Below are 14,588 nucleotides of genomic sequence, written 5' to 3'. Positions count from 1 at the left end.
GCCTACCGTGACGTCCCGCGAACTGACTGGTTTCCTTCCCTTGGCCGAACATCAGGGCAGCGCCGCGCGGCGCAGCATGTCCGACCTGGCCTGGCGTCTTGGGTTTGGCGCGATCAGCTGGCCGTGGTTGCTGGCCAGCCTTTCGGGCGGTCGGAAGGCGGACAAGCGAGCGCTGCTCGATGAACTGGCCCTGCCGCATGACGCCCTCCCCCATCTGGGAAGCTGGAAGGCCGATGTCGGGTTTCTGCGTCATATAGCGAACGAAATCACCCGCTTGCGGCCAGCGCAGGTCGTCGAACTCGGCGCGGGCGCGTCCACACTGGTCGCGGCGCAGGCGCTCGCCCTCCATGGGGGCGGCCAACTGACCAGCTTCGATCAGCATGGCGGCTTCGTCGATGCGACGCGCGCGTGGCTTGCCGATCACGGGCTGAACGCCGACCTGCGCCACGCCCCGCTCACCGCTGAAAGCGCGGATTGGCCGGGACGATGGTATGCGCTGGACAACCTGCCGGATCGGATCGACCTGCTGATCATCGACGGTCCACCCTGGTCGGTGCATCCGCTGGTGCGCGGCGCGGCGGACAGCCTGTTTGCGCGGCTTTCCCCCAACGCCGTCGTGCTGCTGGACGATGCAGCGCGGCCAGGCGAACGCATTGTCGCACGCCGCTGGCGTCAACGCTGGCCGCATATCGATTTTCGCCTGATGCATGACGGGACGAAAGGCACGCTGGTCGGCCGCAGGCGCGATATATCCATGCCGGTCGCCAACGATAATGACGGCGGCCACGGCTGGCGACATCTGCGTCGTGCGGCGGCCATGGCCGCCCTGCTCGCCACCGGCTGGATCGCCAGGGGCGAGCTGGGCGAATTTCCGCAAGCGGCGCAGGCAAGCCCCTTTCTGGATGAAGCAGCCGCATCCCACCGCACCGGCCTGCTCCGGCGGGATATGGCTTCCCAGGTCGAAAGCGCGGCGCTCGACAGCGATGAAATACGCCGTTCCACTGGCATCGTCCTGCCGGCGCTGCCGCCCAGTTGGCGCGTGACCGATGTTCAGCTGTTCCCTACCCCCGACAGTCCCGCAATAGCCGTTTCGCTTACCACCCCGGCTGGCGAGCAACTGTCCTTCTTTGCCGACCGGGCGGAAACTGAGGCAGAAGCACGCCCGCTACTCGCACGCCGCGCAAGCGATGTCATCGCTTATTGGGAGGCTGGCGACATGGCCTATGCCCTTACCGGGCGGACCGCGCCGCGCCGCATCATGACACTGGCGGCGGAGATCACCCCACCCCTTTGATGGGATACGCGCCGATCCTCGTTGAGGCTTGCATAAGGGGCTGCTAAGCGCCCGCACATGCAAGAAGCGGAAAAGCCCAACCCGCGCGACAGTGCGCCGTCTTCCCTTGGCAGCCTGGCCATGCTGTGGCGTTTCGCCGTGCGCTATCCCGGCCGCATTGCAGCGGCGGGCGCGGCGCTCATGGTCTCTTCGGCCGCGACGCTTGCGATCCCCAGCGGCTTTCGGCTGGTCATAGACCGGGGCTTCATGGGCGGAGGCGATATCAGCCGCTGGTTTCAATATCTGCTGCTGATCGTGCTGATCCTGGCGATGGCGACTGCGGCGCGCTTCTATTTCGTTTCCTGGCTGGGCGAGCGCGTCGTCGCCGACATCCGTTCAGCGACGCAGGCCAATCTCTTGCGTCTGGAGCCGCGCTTCTTCGAGGAAAACCGCCCGTCCGAAATAGCTTCGCGGATGACAGCGGACACCGCCATCATCGATCAGATCGTGGGCTCCACCGTTTCGGTCGCCTTGCGCAATCTGGTCACTGGCACCGGCGGGCTTATCTATCTGTTCGCTCTTGCGCCAAAGCTCGCCGCACTTCTGGTGCTGGGCATTCCGCTCATCCTGCTGGTCATGATCAGCCTGGGGCGCCGCGTACGCAAGCTGTCGCGCGCAAGCCAGGATTGCCTGGCCGCCGTTGGCAGCGCGACGGCTGAGGTTCTGGGCGCAATGAAGATCGTCCAGGCCTTTGGACAGGAAGCACGCGAGGCGGCACGTTTCGACACCACGGTAGAAGCCGGATTCGCGATGGCGCGGCGTCGGATCTTGCTCCGTGCGGCCATGACCGCCGTCGTCATCGCGCTGGTGTTTGGCTCCATCACCGCGGTGATGTGGCAGGGCGCTCTCGACGTTGCGGCGGGCAGGCTGTCCGGGGGCAGCATCGCCGCGTTCGTGCTGACCGGCGGATTGGTGGCGGGCGCGTTCGGCGCGCTTTCGGAAACCTGGGGCGACCTGCTCCGGGGAGCGGGCGCAGCCAGCAGGTTGCACGAACTGATGACGGCGAAGCCCGAGATCGTCGCGCCTGCACACGCCACGCCCCTCCCACGGCTTCCCCAGGGCGCGCATCTCGAATTCGATCAGGTGCATTTCAGCTATCCGACGCGCCCGGACGATGCGGCGCTGCATGGCGTCTCCATCGACATCAGGCCGGGCGAGACGGTGGCCATTGTCGGGCCGTCGGGCGCGGGCAAATCGACGTTGATCCAGTTGGCGCTGCGCTTCTACGACCCCCTTGCCGGCACGATCCGGCTGAACGGCGTGCCCCTGCCCGAGGCGGACCCCGGCGCAGTTCGCGACATGATGGCGATGGTGCCGCAAGACAGCGTGATCTTCGCCGCTTCGGCGCGCGACAATCTGCGGTTCGGGCGTTGGGATGCCGGGGATGAGCAGATCTGGGAAGCGGCGCGGGCCGCCAATGCCGAAACCTTCCTGCGTGCCTTGCCAGAGGGACTGGACACTTTCCTTGGCGAAGGCGGCGCCCGTCTGTCTGGGGGCCAGCGTCAGCGCCTGTCGATCGCACGTGCTTTGCTTCGCAATGCGCCCATCCTCCTGCTGGACGAAGCGACATCGGCCCTGGATGCCGAATCGGAGCGGCTGGTTCAGGACGCGCTTGCACGGCTGATGAAGGGACGCACGACGATTGTCATTGCCCATCGGCTGGCGACCGTGCGCGCAGCCGATCGGATCATCGTGCTCGACGGCGGCCGGGTGGTCGAGCAAGGCGATCACTCCGCCCTCATGGCTCAGAAGGGCCTGTATGCCCGGCTCGCCCGCCTTCAGTTCCAGGATGCCCCCGCCGCCTGACAAGGGCGCGGCGCCATCCCTACCGGCTTATTCTGACGATATGATCCAGGATTGCCGGGTGTAACGGGCGTTCGAAATGACAGCCCGCCTCATGTCCGCGGGTCCAAAGGACATGAGCGCGGCGTCCTTCAAATCCGGGTAGCATGATCCAAAGGCTGTCGCCCGTTGTCAGCTTCATGAAAGTTTGAAGACGAAAGCCAGCGACCGAAAGGTCTGCGACGGAGCTTTTGAACCAGTTTTCTCCGGGCCTGCGAACCTTGACAGGCACCTGCACATAGCGCCGGTCAGCCAGGCGGCTGGTCCTTGTGCTCAGGTCGATTTGATGTCCAGCGGCCATGATTCAAATGCGTTCCTTGGCCTTAATATCGCTCATCAGGGTTAAGGAAGCATTGCAGGCGCAAAGCAAAAAAAGGGCCGCCGAAGCGACCCTTGCCGATAGTTGCCAAAGGCTGTTGCGTCACCCCTGCCCACGCCCGGAAACGGGAAGTCGAATATTCCCGGCCAGATGGCGGTGGCGACGCTCGGCCCCTAGAACTGCGAATATTGTTCGTTGCCCACGAAGCCCAGCTTCGTGACGCCAGCGCGCTTGATCTCCGCCAACACCTGATCGACGACGACATAACGCGTCGCGGCATTGGGCTGGAACTGCAGTTCAGGCTCGACCGGCAAACGCAGCGACTGCTGCAGATACTGACGCAAGGTCAGCAGGTCGATGGCCGAACCGTTCCAGGTGATAACGCCACCCTGATCGATCGCCACCTTGTTCTTGACGGGGTCGATGACGCTGTCGGTCGGCGGCGCATTCTGCGGCAAATCAATCTTTACCGCGTGCGTTTGGATCGGGATGGTGATGATGAACATGATGAGGAGAACGAGCATGACGTCGATAAGCGGCGTCGTGTTCATTTCCACCATCGGCTCGCCATCTTCTCTTCCGGCACTCATAGCCATGGGGCGATACTCCTAAAACTTAAAGCCGCTGCGTCTGCGTACCCGGTTCGGGTTCGGAGATGAAGCCGACTTTCGGGAAACCGGCGCGCTGCATCGTGTAGATGGTGCCGCCGATGCACCGGTAAGGCGTATTGATGTCGCCGCGAATATGCACTTCGGGCAGATCCTCCGGCGTCAGATTTTCCACGCCGCCCGCCTTCTTGATGTCCGCTTCCAGCTTCGCAACCGCGCGGTTGAGCAGCTCGTCAGAAGACACGCGCGTCAGGTTCCAGTAGACCGCACAGCCACCATCGGGCGCCTGCGTGATCGACAGCGAGACATTTTCCGGTTTCGTCGTCGTCGGCTCGAACGCGACCTTGGGAAGCTGCAGCTGAACCGTCTGGACGACGACCGGGACCGCGATGAGGAAGATGATGAGCAACACCAGCATGACGTCGACGAGCGGCGTCGTGTTGATGTCGGACATCGGCTTGTCATCACCGCCGTCGGAGCCAACACTCATTGCCATTGATAATTTCCTAACATCCGTGTCGATGGCGCCCCGTCAGCACGGGGCCCATGGCCGGGGGAGGAACCTTGGCGGTCGCAGCCGCCCGCCGGTTCCTCCACCGGCCCTTGACCCAATCAGGCCTTGGTCGGAGCCGCAGCCGGCTTGGCGACGGCAGGAGCCGGGGTAGCGGCGAACGAAGGCTTAACCGCGCCGTTCGACACCAGGTGGGCCAGCAGATCGACGGTAAAGCCGTTCAGCTGCTCGGCGATCGACTTGTTGCGGCGCTGCAGGAAGTTGTAGGCGAGCACCGCAGGAACGGCCACAGCCAGACCCAGCGCGGTCATGATCAGAGCTTCACCGACCGGGCCGGCAACGGCGTCAATCGAGGCCTGACCGGCAGCGCCGATCTTGATGAGCGCGCGGTAGATACCGATAACCGTACCGAACAGACCGATGAACGGCGAGGTGGAACCGACCGTCGCGAGGAATGCCAGGCCACCGCCGAGCTTCGAGTTGATCGAAGCTTCCGAACGGGCGAGCGAGCCATGCAGCCAGTCATGCGCCTCGACCGGGTCGGTCAGCTTGGTGTGTTCTTCCTGGGCCTTGATGCCGTCGTCAACGATCTGCTTGTAGGCGGAATTCTTTTCCAGCTTGGCCGAGCCTTCCTTCAGGCTTGGCGAACGCCAGAAGGTCGCGCGAACCTTCTTGCCCTGATTGATCACCTTCTGCTGCTCGATGAGCTTGGTGAACAGGATGTAGAAAGTGCCAACCGACATGCCGCAGAGGATGAGGAAGGTGGCCCAGGCGATCGTGCCGCCCTGCTCCAGAGCCTCCATCAGGCCATAAGGGTTTTCCGGCTTCGGCGCGGCCGCAGCTGCGAGATACATCAACATTTTCAAGACTTCCCTCTCAAAAGGATCAATAAAAGGGGAAGGCGGCAGCGCCAGCCTTCCCGATACAATTATTCAGGCAGTCGCCACGTGATGCGACCATTGTAGGTGTCGGACATGGGGCCTCCACCTGCCGCGGTCGCGGGCTTGAACCGTGCGCGTCGCGGAAGCAGCCTGCACGTCGCCTCGTCGAGATCGGAATGCCCGGTCGAAGAGGTGATGGTGCAGTTGGTTACCCGTCCATCGGGACCAATCTCCAGACGGAAACCCGCGGTGCCCGAGCGTTCTTCACGCTGCGCACGGCTGGGATAGTCCGCGTCGCTGAGCCAGCCGCCCGGCGAACTGCGTGGCGTTGCGCGCGACGCAGGAACAGCCGGAGGCGGCGGAGGCGGCGGAGGCGCAGCGACCGGAACCGGGTTGAAAACCGGCGGCGGCGTACGAACCGTCTGAATCGGCGGCGCCGGAGCCGGCGTCTGAACGATGGGCGGCGGCGCTACAACCGGCGGCGGCTCGACCGGCTGGTCTGGCGGCGGCGGCGGCGGCTCCTCGTCCGGTGGCGGCGGTTCCTCTTTCACCTCGATCACGTTCAGCTGTTCAGCCGCCTTTTTGACATATTTCATGCCAAGACCGGTGACGAAGGCATAACCCAGAACAGCGTGAATCAGGGCGACGATGATAATCGAGATCGTGCGACTCGATCCTTGCGAGTGGTCAGCATAGGCCATTCGGCAACGACACTCCTTAACTCAGCTTACCATTGTTATACGGCAAATAAGCCAAAAAAACGGCCACAGTTGGCCGGGTCATCCCCGGTCCCCTTTGGCCCCTATCCGTTCATTTGCTGCCGGATTCCCATTACAGGTTCGTTTACGGGAACGCATAGGCAAGGTAAAACGATTGGCGCATGAGCGCGTCGCGACATTTTGTGGTGGAGGCTGTCTTGAAGCGTCTGGCCGTTTATTCCGCAGCTACAATCGCCGGCCTGATTACGGCCGCAGGGATGGCAGCTCCAACAGCGCCTTCCGGGGTCGCGGCCTTCATCCGGGATCACAAGCTGACGCGCTACACCGTCGCGTTGGCGGACCTGGACGGGGACAAGAAGCCGGAGGCGCTGATCTACGCAATGGCCACGTCTGAAGGCGGCGGCAAAGCCGACCTTTGCGGCAGCGGGGGATGCGACCTTTACGTCCTGGCCATGACGCCGACCGGCTACCGGGAAATCACCGATATCTCCGTCGCCCGCCCCCCCGTTCGCGTTCTGGCGACAACTACGCATGGGTGGCGTGATCTGGGAGTGATGGTCGCTGGTGGAGGCATCGTTCGCGGATATGAGGCGCGCTTGCGCTATGACGGGCATAGCTACCCGGATAATCCGACTGTTTCACCGGCTGTGAGGCTGCAAGCTATCGCCGGGAAACAGATCATAGGGCAGGATGCCGGTCAGATGACCGACACTTCCAGCACGGCAATCGAGCATGGCGCTGCGGTCCCCGGTGTCGACGAGGAGGGCCTGGACGGGTCCATTGGCCCGTATGGCGTCGGCGCACACATGACGGTGAGGAACCACACCGAGTTCGTCGCCGGCCACTACTTCTACGCACGGAACCCCATCGACATAGGACTCACCGGCGGGATGGATGGGGATCATCTTGTCCTGCATGGTGATGACGGGTCAACGCTTAATTCGACATTGCCCGGCTTCAGCGCGGGTTTGAGCCGCTCCTTTGCCTCAAGAGAGCGCAGGAATACCACCCGAAATGGCTGGATATTCATCGAGGTCGGTCCCCATTTGGCGATATCATATGCCTCCTGAAGTTCCGCATCCGTTACCACCTGGTCGGTCCAGCCATTCTGAGAACGTGCCTCTGTGAAGAGGATTTCCAGGGTTTTCTCGTCAGCAACCGTCATTGGCAGCCCTTCCGTTTGTTTGATTTCTGATTCCGGTCAGCCAAGGCCGACCATGACGTTCTTGCGATAGGCGTGCCGTTCCGCGAGACGGTCGGCCCACCTACGAAGATTGGGCTGCTCCGAATCCCTGGCGAACCCGAGAGCTATCCAGCGATAGACCATGATTCCGCAGGGAATATCGGCGAGCGAAAATGCATCGCCAGCAAGGTAGGAATTTTGTGCAAGGGCATCGTCTAGTAGCGCAAAGCAGCGCTGCGACTCCATGCGCGCCCGGTCTAAAGCCTGCAGGTCTCTCTCGGCTTCCGGAGTTTTGACGATGCCGATATAAAGCTGTGACATGAACTTGTTCAAGGCGGCAAGATGCCAGTCCATCCAGCGCTCGACCATTGCCCGGTCGATCGGGTCCTGGGGATAAAGCGAGGTGGGTCCGCGCGAATTGCACAAATAGCGGAGAATGGTGTTGGATTCCCAGATCGCGTTGCCTTCGTCTATCAACGTCGGCACGACGCCATTGGGATTCACGGCAAGATATTCCGGGTCGCGGTTCCCGCCAAATTCGCCGCCGAAATTTTCCTGGCTGAACGGTATATCCAACTCGTCCAGGAGCCAGAGGACCTTCTGGACATTGGAGGAGCTGCGCCTTCCTAAAACTCGAAGCATGACTCTCTCAACCTGCTTCCGGTATGTTCATTCCGCGTTGCACGGCGGGGCGTGCACCAACGTGATCGTACCAGCGCTTGAGATTTGGTACCTTTTCAAGATCGATGTTGTGAAGCGGGTTGCGCGCGAGCCAGGGATAGGTGGCGATATCGGCGATAGTATACCCGTCCCCCGCGATATAAGCTGAATCTTGCAGCCGCTTGTTAAGCACGCCGTAGATTCGCTCCACCTCTTTCTGGTAGCGCCCGAGCGAATATTCCTGGTCTTGAGCATATCTGCGAAAGTGATGGAGTTGCCCAAGCATCGGGCCCACGCCGCCCATCTGGAACATCAGCCATTGCAAGGTTATTGCCTGCGCGCGTGGATCGGACGGCAGTAGCTCGCTTCGGTATTTCTGTGCCAGATAAACCAGAATGGCGCCGGACTCAAAGAGCACCAGTTCCTCACCTCCGGGGCCATCGGGATCGACGATCACAGGGATCTTGTTGTTGGGGTTCTTCGCTAGAAAGTCCGGCGAGAATTGCTCATCCTTTAGGATGTTGATCGGCCGCAGTTCATAACCCAGCCCCAGCTCTTCGAGCATGATGGAAATCTTGCGCCCGTTCGGCGTCTGCCAGGTAAAAAGCTGCAAGGTCATATCAGTTCCTCCGGTCGGGGTTGCCGCGGGTCCAGCGCCACGGCAAGATCAAGATCGCACCGACAAGCCCGGCCTTTCGGTAGGGATCATTTCGGGAGAATTCCTCGACATCGTGCCGATTCGTAGCTTCAACCACGATGAGCGAGCCGACCTCCTTCTCCTCCGCCTCGTCCATCAATGGCCCGGAAAGGATGACCCGAACCGGAAGTTCGCCGCCCGACATATAAGCCACGTGGCGCTCGCGCGTTTGCGCGCGAATATCACCCGCGTCCGGGCGGTCCATCGCCTGAAGAACGAAGTACATGTGTCAAGCCACCGGGTGCAGGTTAAACCGATAGTCGAGCGTGTAGAACCTGCATTCCCCAAGTGGCGTGTCGTTTGAGGTGAAGATCGCCTGTATCCGAGCGCTAGACAAGGATTTTCTGCCGCAAGCGGCACCTGCGGTCGCGCAGACTGCTGGATCTGGACGGATCAGACCGCGAAGCCGCTGTTTCCTTGCCCAGGGGCGGCGTTTTTCAGCGCAGCGGACAGATCTGTCCAGCCGCTTTCGTTCAGTTTGAGCGTGGATCGCGATCATGCGCATAGCGGTGGCGCTCGCAATCGGCGGATAGCGGCGAGGATGGCGCGTACCATCGTGCCGGTGACAGCGACCTCGGCCAGCTGGAAGGTGATGGTGCGGGCGTGACGGACCACACGTGCCCCGATCTTGATCAGCTTCAGTTGCAGGCTGGTCAACGACCAGTCGGCCATGGCCTCGGGCAGCTCGATGCAGCGCAAGAAGGTGGCCAGGTTGTACGCCAGGGCGTGCAGTTGCAGCCGCACCTCATTGTCGCGGAACTTCCGGCACGACAGCCGCGTCCAGCGAAAGGCGTATTTGCCCTCTTTGATGTGCTGCTCGGCGGTGCCGCGCTGGTTGTAGAACCGCACCACCCAGTCCGGCTCCATCGGCAGGTTGGTGACGATGAAGCCGACACGCGGGAACAGTTCGCCCGGATGCCATTCGATCTTGGCGATCACCCGGCGTTCCTTGTCCCAGGACGCCGCCTGATACTCGAATTCCTCGAAGAACCGCTTGACCTTGGTCAGTGACGGCCGCCCGACAGGGCGCGTTAGCCGATGCGCGATCTTGTCCTTGAGGACCGCGTTTGCGGGCAGCCGGATGGCGTAGAAGAACCGCGCTTCTTCCAATCGCTCATAGATCGCCGGGATCGCGTAGGCAGCATCGGCCCGGAAGAACCTGCCACCAAGGTCGCGCTCCGCGTAGCGCGCAATGACGGGGTCGAGAACATCACGCCAGCCATCGGCGCTGTGGACGTTGCCATGGCGCAGGGCGCAGCGTTCCAGCATCCCGAACTGGTTGAACAGAAAGTTGGGGTGATAGCAGCTACAGTCGAAATGGCCATTCCAGGCGGACCCTTCCTGGTCGCCATGGGTCGGGCTGACCGAGCTGTCCATGTCCAGAACGATGTACTTCAGCCCGTTACGGTCATGGAACCGGTCGATCCATTGCCCGTTCAGGTCGGCCAGCGCGGCACGGTTCCCGGCCAGAGCCAGCGTCTCGGTCTCGAACCGTCCCATCTGCGATGCCGAGGCCGCTTGTGCATCGACCGCTCTGCCGCCGACAACTTGGCGCATGACCGGATCGCAGGCGAGACGGTTGGCGTCGTTGACATCCTCGTATCCGGCCAGCCGCCCAAAGACTGATTGCCGGAACAGGCCGTCGAGCCGATGGACCGTGTTCTTGCCAGAGCGAGTATCGCGCAGCGCCGCTGACGCCAAATCGGACAACCCGAGCGCGTCATCAAGCTCGCGCATCACCAGAAGGCCGCCGTCGGAACTGAGCTGCGTGCCGCGAAATTCCAGCCGCACGCGAGGGTCGAAATCCACCCGATCTGCCCGTTGCAAGCCCGCACCCTCTGGGTGATCCATGAAACGCGCCCCTCGCAGCCTTCAACACCATGTTTTATATAGGAAATATAATGGTCAGGACAGCGAAATCAGCGCCTTACTTGGGAAATGTGGGTTGCTACCGCGCAAACTCCTATCGCGGCGCATCGTGGCACGCAAACGCTTTATCGTTTCAATCATTTTCGAGTAACATTCCAAAACAGAATCATTTGCCTGTGACATCATTGTCACGACCGACTCTCCACAGGACGAACATGAAAAGCAAATCCTCCATGACATTCCAAAGTGCGGCTGCTGCATGCCTCATTTTCGCCGCATATCCGCAGCTTTTGGCTGCTCAGACGAACGCGTTGGCGGGAACTTCCATGCTCTCCTATGCGGATCTCGCCGACCTTTCAGACGCCGCTCCCATCGTCGCCCTCACACGCATCCGAAGCATTATTGCAATACCTGCCGAGGAGGGTCAGAGCGCGCCCCAGGGGCATAAAAGGGTCTATGTCGAGGCTGAAGTCATCAATTTGATTCGCGGCGAAGGCGGAATCAGCCCGGTTGTTCGATACCTCTATGACGCGCCGCTCGACGCGCGGGGGAAATTGCCCAAGCTGAAGAAGACCCATGTGATACTCTTCGCGCGGCGGGCGGATCGTCCCGGAGACATTCAACTTGTAGCGCGGGACGCCCAGATTCCGGCGGCGCCCGCCACGGTCGAACAGGTAAAAGCCATTCTTTCCGACCTGATGGCGGAACGCGCTCCCCCCCGCATCGTCCAGTTGGGCGACGCCTTTCACGTCGCCGGTACGGTAGCGGACGAAAGCGAAACGCAAATCTTCCTGCGCACCGCCAGCGGCGAGCCGGTATCGCTCTCCATTCTGCGCCGTCCGGGGCAGGAACCCAAATGGGCGGTCGCGCTGGGCGAGATCGTCGATGAAGCCGCGCGTCCTCCAGAACCGGGCACGCTGCTATGGTATCGCCTCGCGTGCGGCCTGCCGCCCACTCTGCCGGCATACTCGTCCCGCGCGCTGTCGCCGACCGATGCGGAAGCGGCGCGAGCGGATTACGCCTTGGTCATCCAATCGCTCGGCAATTGCGGTCGGACCCGATTCGGATCGTGACCGGCTGCTGACGCCGCCGCATCGTCCTTTTGCTTGGACAGCGGCGCGTTGGCGGCTATCAGCGCGCCTTTATGCCACCCGTTAGGACTGCGAAGATCATGACCAATCTGCACCGCCATGCCCCGCTGCGCGTCGCGCTTGTCGGCCTGGGCACAGTGGGCGGCGGCGTGATCCGGCTGCTGGAAACCAACGGCGACCTCATCGCCCGCAGGGCTGGCTGCCCCATTCAGATCGTCGCCATATCCGCCCGCGACAGGAACAAGGACCGCGGCGTCGATCTTTCCCCCTATGAATGGGTGGATGACATGACCACCTTGCCCGGCCGGGACGATATCGATGTAGTCGTCGAACTGATCGGCGGCGCTGATGGCCCGGCCCTTACGCTCGCTCGTCAATGCCTGTCTGCCGGCAAACCCTTTGTCACGGCGAACAAGGCGATGCTGGCCCATCATGGCCTGGATCTCGCAGCCCTGGCGGAAAAGGCGGGCATCGCCCTGAAATATGAAGCCGCGGTCGCTGGCGGCATCCCAGTCATCAAGGGCATGCGCGAAGGCGCTGCGGCCAATGAGATCAGCCGCGTCTATGGCATCCTCAACGGCACCTGCAATTACATCCTGACGACGATGGAGAAGGAAGGGCGCGGCTTTGACGAGGTGCTGAAGGAAGCGCAGGAGCTGGGCTATGCCGAAGCGGACCCGAGTTTCGACATCGACGGCGTGGACGCCGCGCACAAGCTGACCATCCTTGCCAGCCTTGCGTTCGGTACGGAACTCGATTTTGACGGTGTCGCGGTAACCGGCATTCGCGATGTCATCGCTGCCGACATCGCCGAAGCGGCGGCGCTAGGTTATCGCATCCGCCTTGTCGGCATGGCGGAAAATGGGCCGGGTGGATTGTTCCAGCGCGTCCATCCGATGCTGGTCCCGCTCGATCATCCGCTGGCCCATGTCGATGGATCGCTGAATGCCGTGGTTGCCGAGGGCAATTTCGTCGGCCGGCTTTTCTTCCAGGGCCGTGGCGCGGGAGACGGGCCGACTGCATCGGCGGTCGTCGCCGACCTCATCGACGTTGCGCGCGATGAATATGGCGACGCATTCGCCATGCCGGTCTCGGCGCTTTCACAACAACCGCCAGCGGATGCGGGAGCGCGCGTCGGCCGCGCCTATCTCCGCTTCAAGGTGCAGGACAGGCCCGGTGTGCTGGCCGAAATCGCCGCCGCCACACGCGATGCCGGAGTATCGATTGAAAGCATGATTCAACGCGGCGCCAGCGTGGACGGCGGCGTGCTGATGGCGATCGTGACGCATGCAGGCGAAGAACGATGCGTCCTCAACACGCTGGAACGGCTCGCCGGATCGGAAAGCCTGCTTCAGACGCCGATGGTCATGCATATCCTCGACTAGGACGCGATTCAGCCCGGTCAGCGGGGCATGAGGCTTTTCAGGAGCGTCTCGCGCAACGGCTCGCCCAAACGAAACAGCCGAAGTCTCGCGCGCTTGGGGCAACCAATATTGCCAATCACCCGGCAAGGCCGCGCGTCGAAGCGGTAGGCGCTCATCTTGTTGTCTACACCCCGACCGCCACCATCGACCATCAATCGGTCGTCGTCATGACGACTGGAGATGCAGAGCGCCGGGACAGCGTGACAGGGAGCGATCGAAGGGGGAGGATTTTGTCTGGCAGGGTGGCGGACGGGGCAAGGCTGGCGGCTAGCAGCGCGGCGATCATCATCACGACCCTTTTGCGTTATCAGCCGGTCCAACGCCACAGGCGACCTTCCGTTGCATCCGCGCCGCGAAAAGCGGTTGGATGTCCGCGGGATGGCTCGACAAGGCTCGGATGACCTCCTATCGCCCTGTCAACAAAGAGACAGCAGAGGGATTATCATGGTGCAGGCTAGCTCGATTCTCGATCGTGTCTTGGTGCTTGAGATGGTGCGCGTAACTGAAGCGGCCGCCATCGCTGCTTCCCAGCTGATCGGGCGCGGGGATGAAAAGGCGGCCGACGCCGCCGCGGTCGAAGCGATGCGCCTCGCCTTCAATGATCTTTACATGGACGGCACCGTCGTCATTGGCGAGGGCGAGCGCGACGAAGCGCCAATGCTCTACATCGGGGAAAAGGTAGGCAACGCGATCGGCACCGGGCCAAAGATCGACATCGCCCTCGATCCGCTGGAAGGGACGACGATCACGGCCAAGGCCGGACCCAATGCCCTAGCCGTCCTCGCAATTTCCGAAGAAGGCGGCCTGCTCAACGCACCGGACGTCTATATGGAAAAGCTGGCGGTCGGCCCCGGCTATCCGGACGGCGTCATTGATCTCAACAGGCCCGTGCGGGAAAATGTCGAAGCGGTGGCCAAGGCCAAGGGCGTTGATCCCAATGAAATCATCGTCTGCGTCCTGGACCGTCCGCGCCATGAAAAGCTGATCGCCGAACTGCGCGCTATCGGATGCGGCATCATGCTGATCCCCGATGGCGATGTCGCTGGCGTGATTGCCACCACCGACCCCGAAACCAATATCGACATGTATATGGGTTCAGGTGGCGCGCCAGAGGGCGTTCTGGCCTGCGCCGCGCTGCGCTGCGTGGGCGGACAGTTCAAGGGCAAGCTCCTGTTCCGCAACGATGACGAACGCGCCCGCGCCTTCAAATGGGGCATTACGGATCTCGACAAGGTCTATGACCTGAAGGAACTGGCCAAGGGCGACTGCATTTTCGCGGCGACCGGCGTCACCGACGGGTCATTGCTGGGCGGCGTCAAGCGGTTGCCCGGCGGCAAGCTCACCACCGACAGCGTCGTCATGCGCGCCAGCACGGGCACCGTGCGTTGGGTGAAGGGCGAACATCATAGCCGCAAGAACGCCTGACCAGCGAGCATTGGATCAGAACAGAA

Annotated in this window: 16 protein-coding genes; 5 read left to right on the top strand and 11 right to left on the bottom strand. The window is 62.2% G+C overall.

Annotation, left to right across the window (positions count from 1 at the left end):
* Positions 1-7 precede the first annotated feature (7 nt).
* Together B6S01_RS10420 and B6S01_RS10415 are read left to right on the top strand one after the other, a co-directional pair.
* Positions 8-1,294 (top strand): class I SAM-dependent methyltransferase, encoded by a 1,287-nt coding sequence (locus B6S01_RS10420; protein WP_037467788.1) that lies wholly within the window; start codon positions 8-10, stop codon positions 1,292-1,294.
* Between the two features lie 57 nt (positions 1,295-1,351).
* Positions 1,352-3,139 (top strand): ABC transporter transmembrane domain-containing protein, encoded by a 1,788-nt coding sequence (locus B6S01_RS10415; protein WP_037467790.1) that lies wholly within the window; start codon positions 1,352-1,354, stop codon positions 3,137-3,139.
* 19 nt (positions 3,140-3,158) lie between these two features.
* Here the strand turns inward: B6S01_RS10415 and B6S01_RS10410 are convergent, their stop codons facing one another.
* The 11 genes from B6S01_RS10410 to B6S01_RS10360 all read right to left on the bottom strand — a co-directional run bounded on the left by B6S01_RS10410 (position 3,159) and on the right by B6S01_RS10360 (position 10,604).
* Entirely contained in the window at positions 3,159-3,476 is a 318-nt protein-coding gene (locus B6S01_RS10410) for a PilZ domain-containing protein (RefSeq protein ID WP_037467792.1), read from the bottom strand.
* 191 nt (positions 3,477-3,667) lie between these two features.
* Entirely contained in the window at positions 3,668-4,090 is a 423-nt protein-coding gene (locus tag B6S01_RS10405) for an ExbD/TolR family protein (protein WP_037467793.1), read from the bottom strand.
* Positions 4,091-4,109: 19 nt separating this feature from the next.
* Positions 4,110-4,598, bottom strand: a complete 489-nt coding sequence (locus B6S01_RS10400) for an ExbD/TolR family protein (protein ID WP_037467794.1) — start codon at positions 4,596-4,598, stop codon at positions 4,110-4,112.
* Between the two features lie 116 nt (positions 4,599-4,714).
* Positions 4,715-5,473, bottom strand: coding sequence for a MotA/TolQ/ExbB proton channel family protein (locus B6S01_RS10395; protein WP_174525907.1), 759 nt, complete (start codon positions 5,471-5,473; stop codon positions 4,715-4,717).
* A 68-nt stretch (positions 5,474-5,541) separates the two neighbouring features.
* Positions 5,542-6,195, bottom strand: coding sequence for an energy transducer TonB (locus B6S01_RS10390; protein WP_037467796.1), 654 nt, complete (start codon positions 6,193-6,195; stop codon positions 5,542-5,544).
* Positions 6,196-6,851: 656 nt separating this feature from the next.
* On the bottom strand, positions 6,852-7,130 hold the full coding sequence (locus tag B6S01_RS10385; protein ID WP_081570370.1) for a hypothetical protein: 279 nt from the start codon (positions 7,128-7,130) through the stop codon (positions 6,852-6,854).
* The gene (locus B6S01_RS10380) at positions 7,115-7,378 is read right to left on the bottom strand and encodes a nitroreductase family protein (RefSeq protein WP_081570369.1); all 264 of its coding nucleotides are present in this window, start codon (positions 7,376-7,378) and stop codon (positions 7,115-7,117) included. The genes B6S01_RS10385 and B6S01_RS10380 overlap by 16 nt, the downstream gene beginning before the upstream one ends.
* A 36-nt stretch (positions 7,379-7,414) precedes the next feature.
* Complete coding sequence (locus B6S01_RS10375; protein WP_037467955.1) at positions 7,415-8,038, bottom strand: glutathione S-transferase family protein; 624 nt, start codon at positions 8,036-8,038, stop codon at positions 7,415-7,417.
* Between the two features lie 7 nt (positions 8,039-8,045).
* Positions 8,046-8,675: a glutathione S-transferase family protein gene (locus tag B6S01_RS10370; protein ID WP_037467957.1), complete on the bottom strand. Its 630-nt coding sequence runs from the start codon at positions 8,673-8,675 to the stop codon at positions 8,046-8,048.
* A gap of 1 nt (position 8,676) precedes the next feature.
* On the bottom strand, positions 8,677-8,979 hold the full coding sequence (locus tag B6S01_RS10365; RefSeq protein WP_037467959.1) for a YciI family protein: 303 nt from the start codon (positions 8,977-8,979) through the stop codon (positions 8,677-8,679).
* A gap of 269 nt (positions 8,980-9,248) precedes the next feature.
* Positions 9,249-10,604: an IS1380-like element IS1247 family transposase gene (locus B6S01_RS10360; protein ID WP_006473457.1), complete on the bottom strand. Its 1,356-nt coding sequence runs from the start codon at positions 10,602-10,604 to the stop codon at positions 9,249-9,251.
* 233 nt (positions 10,605-10,837) lie between these two features.
* Here B6S01_RS10360 and B6S01_RS10355 point away from each other — a divergent pair, with 233 nt between their 5' ends.
* From B6S01_RS10355 to glpX, 3 genes are all read left to right on the top strand, one after another.
* Complete coding sequence (locus B6S01_RS10355) at positions 10,838-11,695, top strand: hypothetical protein (RefSeq protein ID WP_037465460.1); 858 nt, start codon at positions 10,838-10,840, stop codon at positions 11,693-11,695.
* A 98-nt stretch (positions 11,696-11,793) separates the two neighbouring features.
* A complete protein-coding gene (locus B6S01_RS10350) occupies positions 11,794-13,098 on the top strand; it encodes a homoserine dehydrogenase (RefSeq protein ID WP_037465463.1) in 1,305 nt (434 codons plus the stop codon).
* A 483-nt stretch (positions 13,099-13,581) separates the two neighbouring features.
* Complete coding sequence (gene glpX / locus B6S01_RS10345; RefSeq protein WP_037465467.1) at positions 13,582-14,562, top strand: class II fructose-bisphosphatase; 981 nt, start codon at positions 13,582-13,584, stop codon at positions 14,560-14,562.
* The last annotated feature ends 26 nt before the right edge of the window (positions 14,563-14,588 follow it).

Source organism: Sphingobium herbicidovorans, assembly GCF_002080435.1.
Classification (GTDB): domain Bacteria; phylum Pseudomonadota; class Alphaproteobacteria; order Sphingomonadales; family Sphingomonadaceae; genus Sphingobium; species Sphingobium herbicidovorans.
The sequence above is the reverse complement of the archived record's forward strand: the minus strand, read 5'-3'. Positions and strand labels throughout refer to the sequence as shown.

Excerpts from the sequence above, each read along its gene's own strand:
- B6S01_RS10415 (WP_037467790.1), top strand. The coding sequence starts at position 1,352 with ATGCAAGAAGCGGAAAAGCCCAACCCGCGCGACAGTGCGCCGTCTTCC.
- B6S01_RS10350 (WP_037465463.1), top strand. The coding sequence starts at position 11,794 with ATGACCAATCTGCACCGCCATGCCCCGCTGCGCGTCGCGCTTGTCGGC.
- B6S01_RS10395 (WP_174525907.1), bottom strand. The coding sequence starts at position 5,473 with ATGTTGATGTATCTCGCAGCTGCGGCCGCGCCGAAGCCGGAAAACCCT.
- B6S01_RS10375 (WP_037467955.1), bottom strand. The coding sequence starts at position 8,038 with ATGCTTCGAGTTTTAGGAAGGCGCAGCTCCTCCAATGTCCAGAAGGTC.
- B6S01_RS10365 (WP_037467959.1), bottom strand. The coding sequence starts at position 8,979 with ATGTACTTCGTTCTTCAGGCGATGGACCGCCCGGACGCGGGTGATATT.
- B6S01_RS10355 (WP_037465460.1), top strand. The coding sequence starts at position 10,838 with ATGAAAAGCAAATCCTCCATGACATTCCAAAGTGCGGCTGCTGCATGC.
- B6S01_RS10370 (WP_037467957.1), bottom strand. The coding sequence starts at position 8,675 with ATGACCTTGCAGCTTTTTACCTGGCAGACGCCGAACGGGCGCAAGATT.
- glpX (WP_037465467.1), top strand. The coding sequence starts at position 13,582 with ATGGTGCAGGCTAGCTCGATTCTCGATCGTGTCTTGGTGCTTGAGATG.
- B6S01_RS10400 (WP_037467794.1), bottom strand. The coding sequence starts at position 4,598 with ATGGCAATGAGTGTTGGCTCCGACGGCGGTGATGACAAGCCGATGTCC.
- B6S01_RS10380 (WP_081570369.1), bottom strand. The coding sequence starts at position 7,378 with ATGACGGTTGCTGACGAGAAAACCCTGGAAATCCTCTTCACAGAGGCA.
- B6S01_RS10360 (WP_006473457.1), bottom strand. The coding sequence starts at position 10,604 with ATGGATCACCCAGAGGGTGCGGGCTTGCAACGGGCAGATCGGGTGGAT.
- B6S01_RS10410 (WP_037467792.1), bottom strand. The coding sequence starts at position 3,476 with ATGGCCGCTGGACATCAAATCGACCTGAGCACAAGGACCAGCCGCCTG.
- B6S01_RS10405 (WP_037467793.1), bottom strand. The coding sequence starts at position 4,090 with ATGGCTATGAGTGCCGGAAGAGAAGATGGCGAGCCGATGGTGGAAATG.
- B6S01_RS10385 (WP_081570370.1), bottom strand. The coding sequence starts at position 7,130 with ATGCAGGACAAGATGATCCCCATCCATCCCGCCGGTGAGTCCTATGTC.
- B6S01_RS10390 (WP_037467796.1), bottom strand. The coding sequence starts at position 6,195 with ATGGCCTATGCTGACCACTCGCAAGGATCGAGTCGCACGATCTCGATT.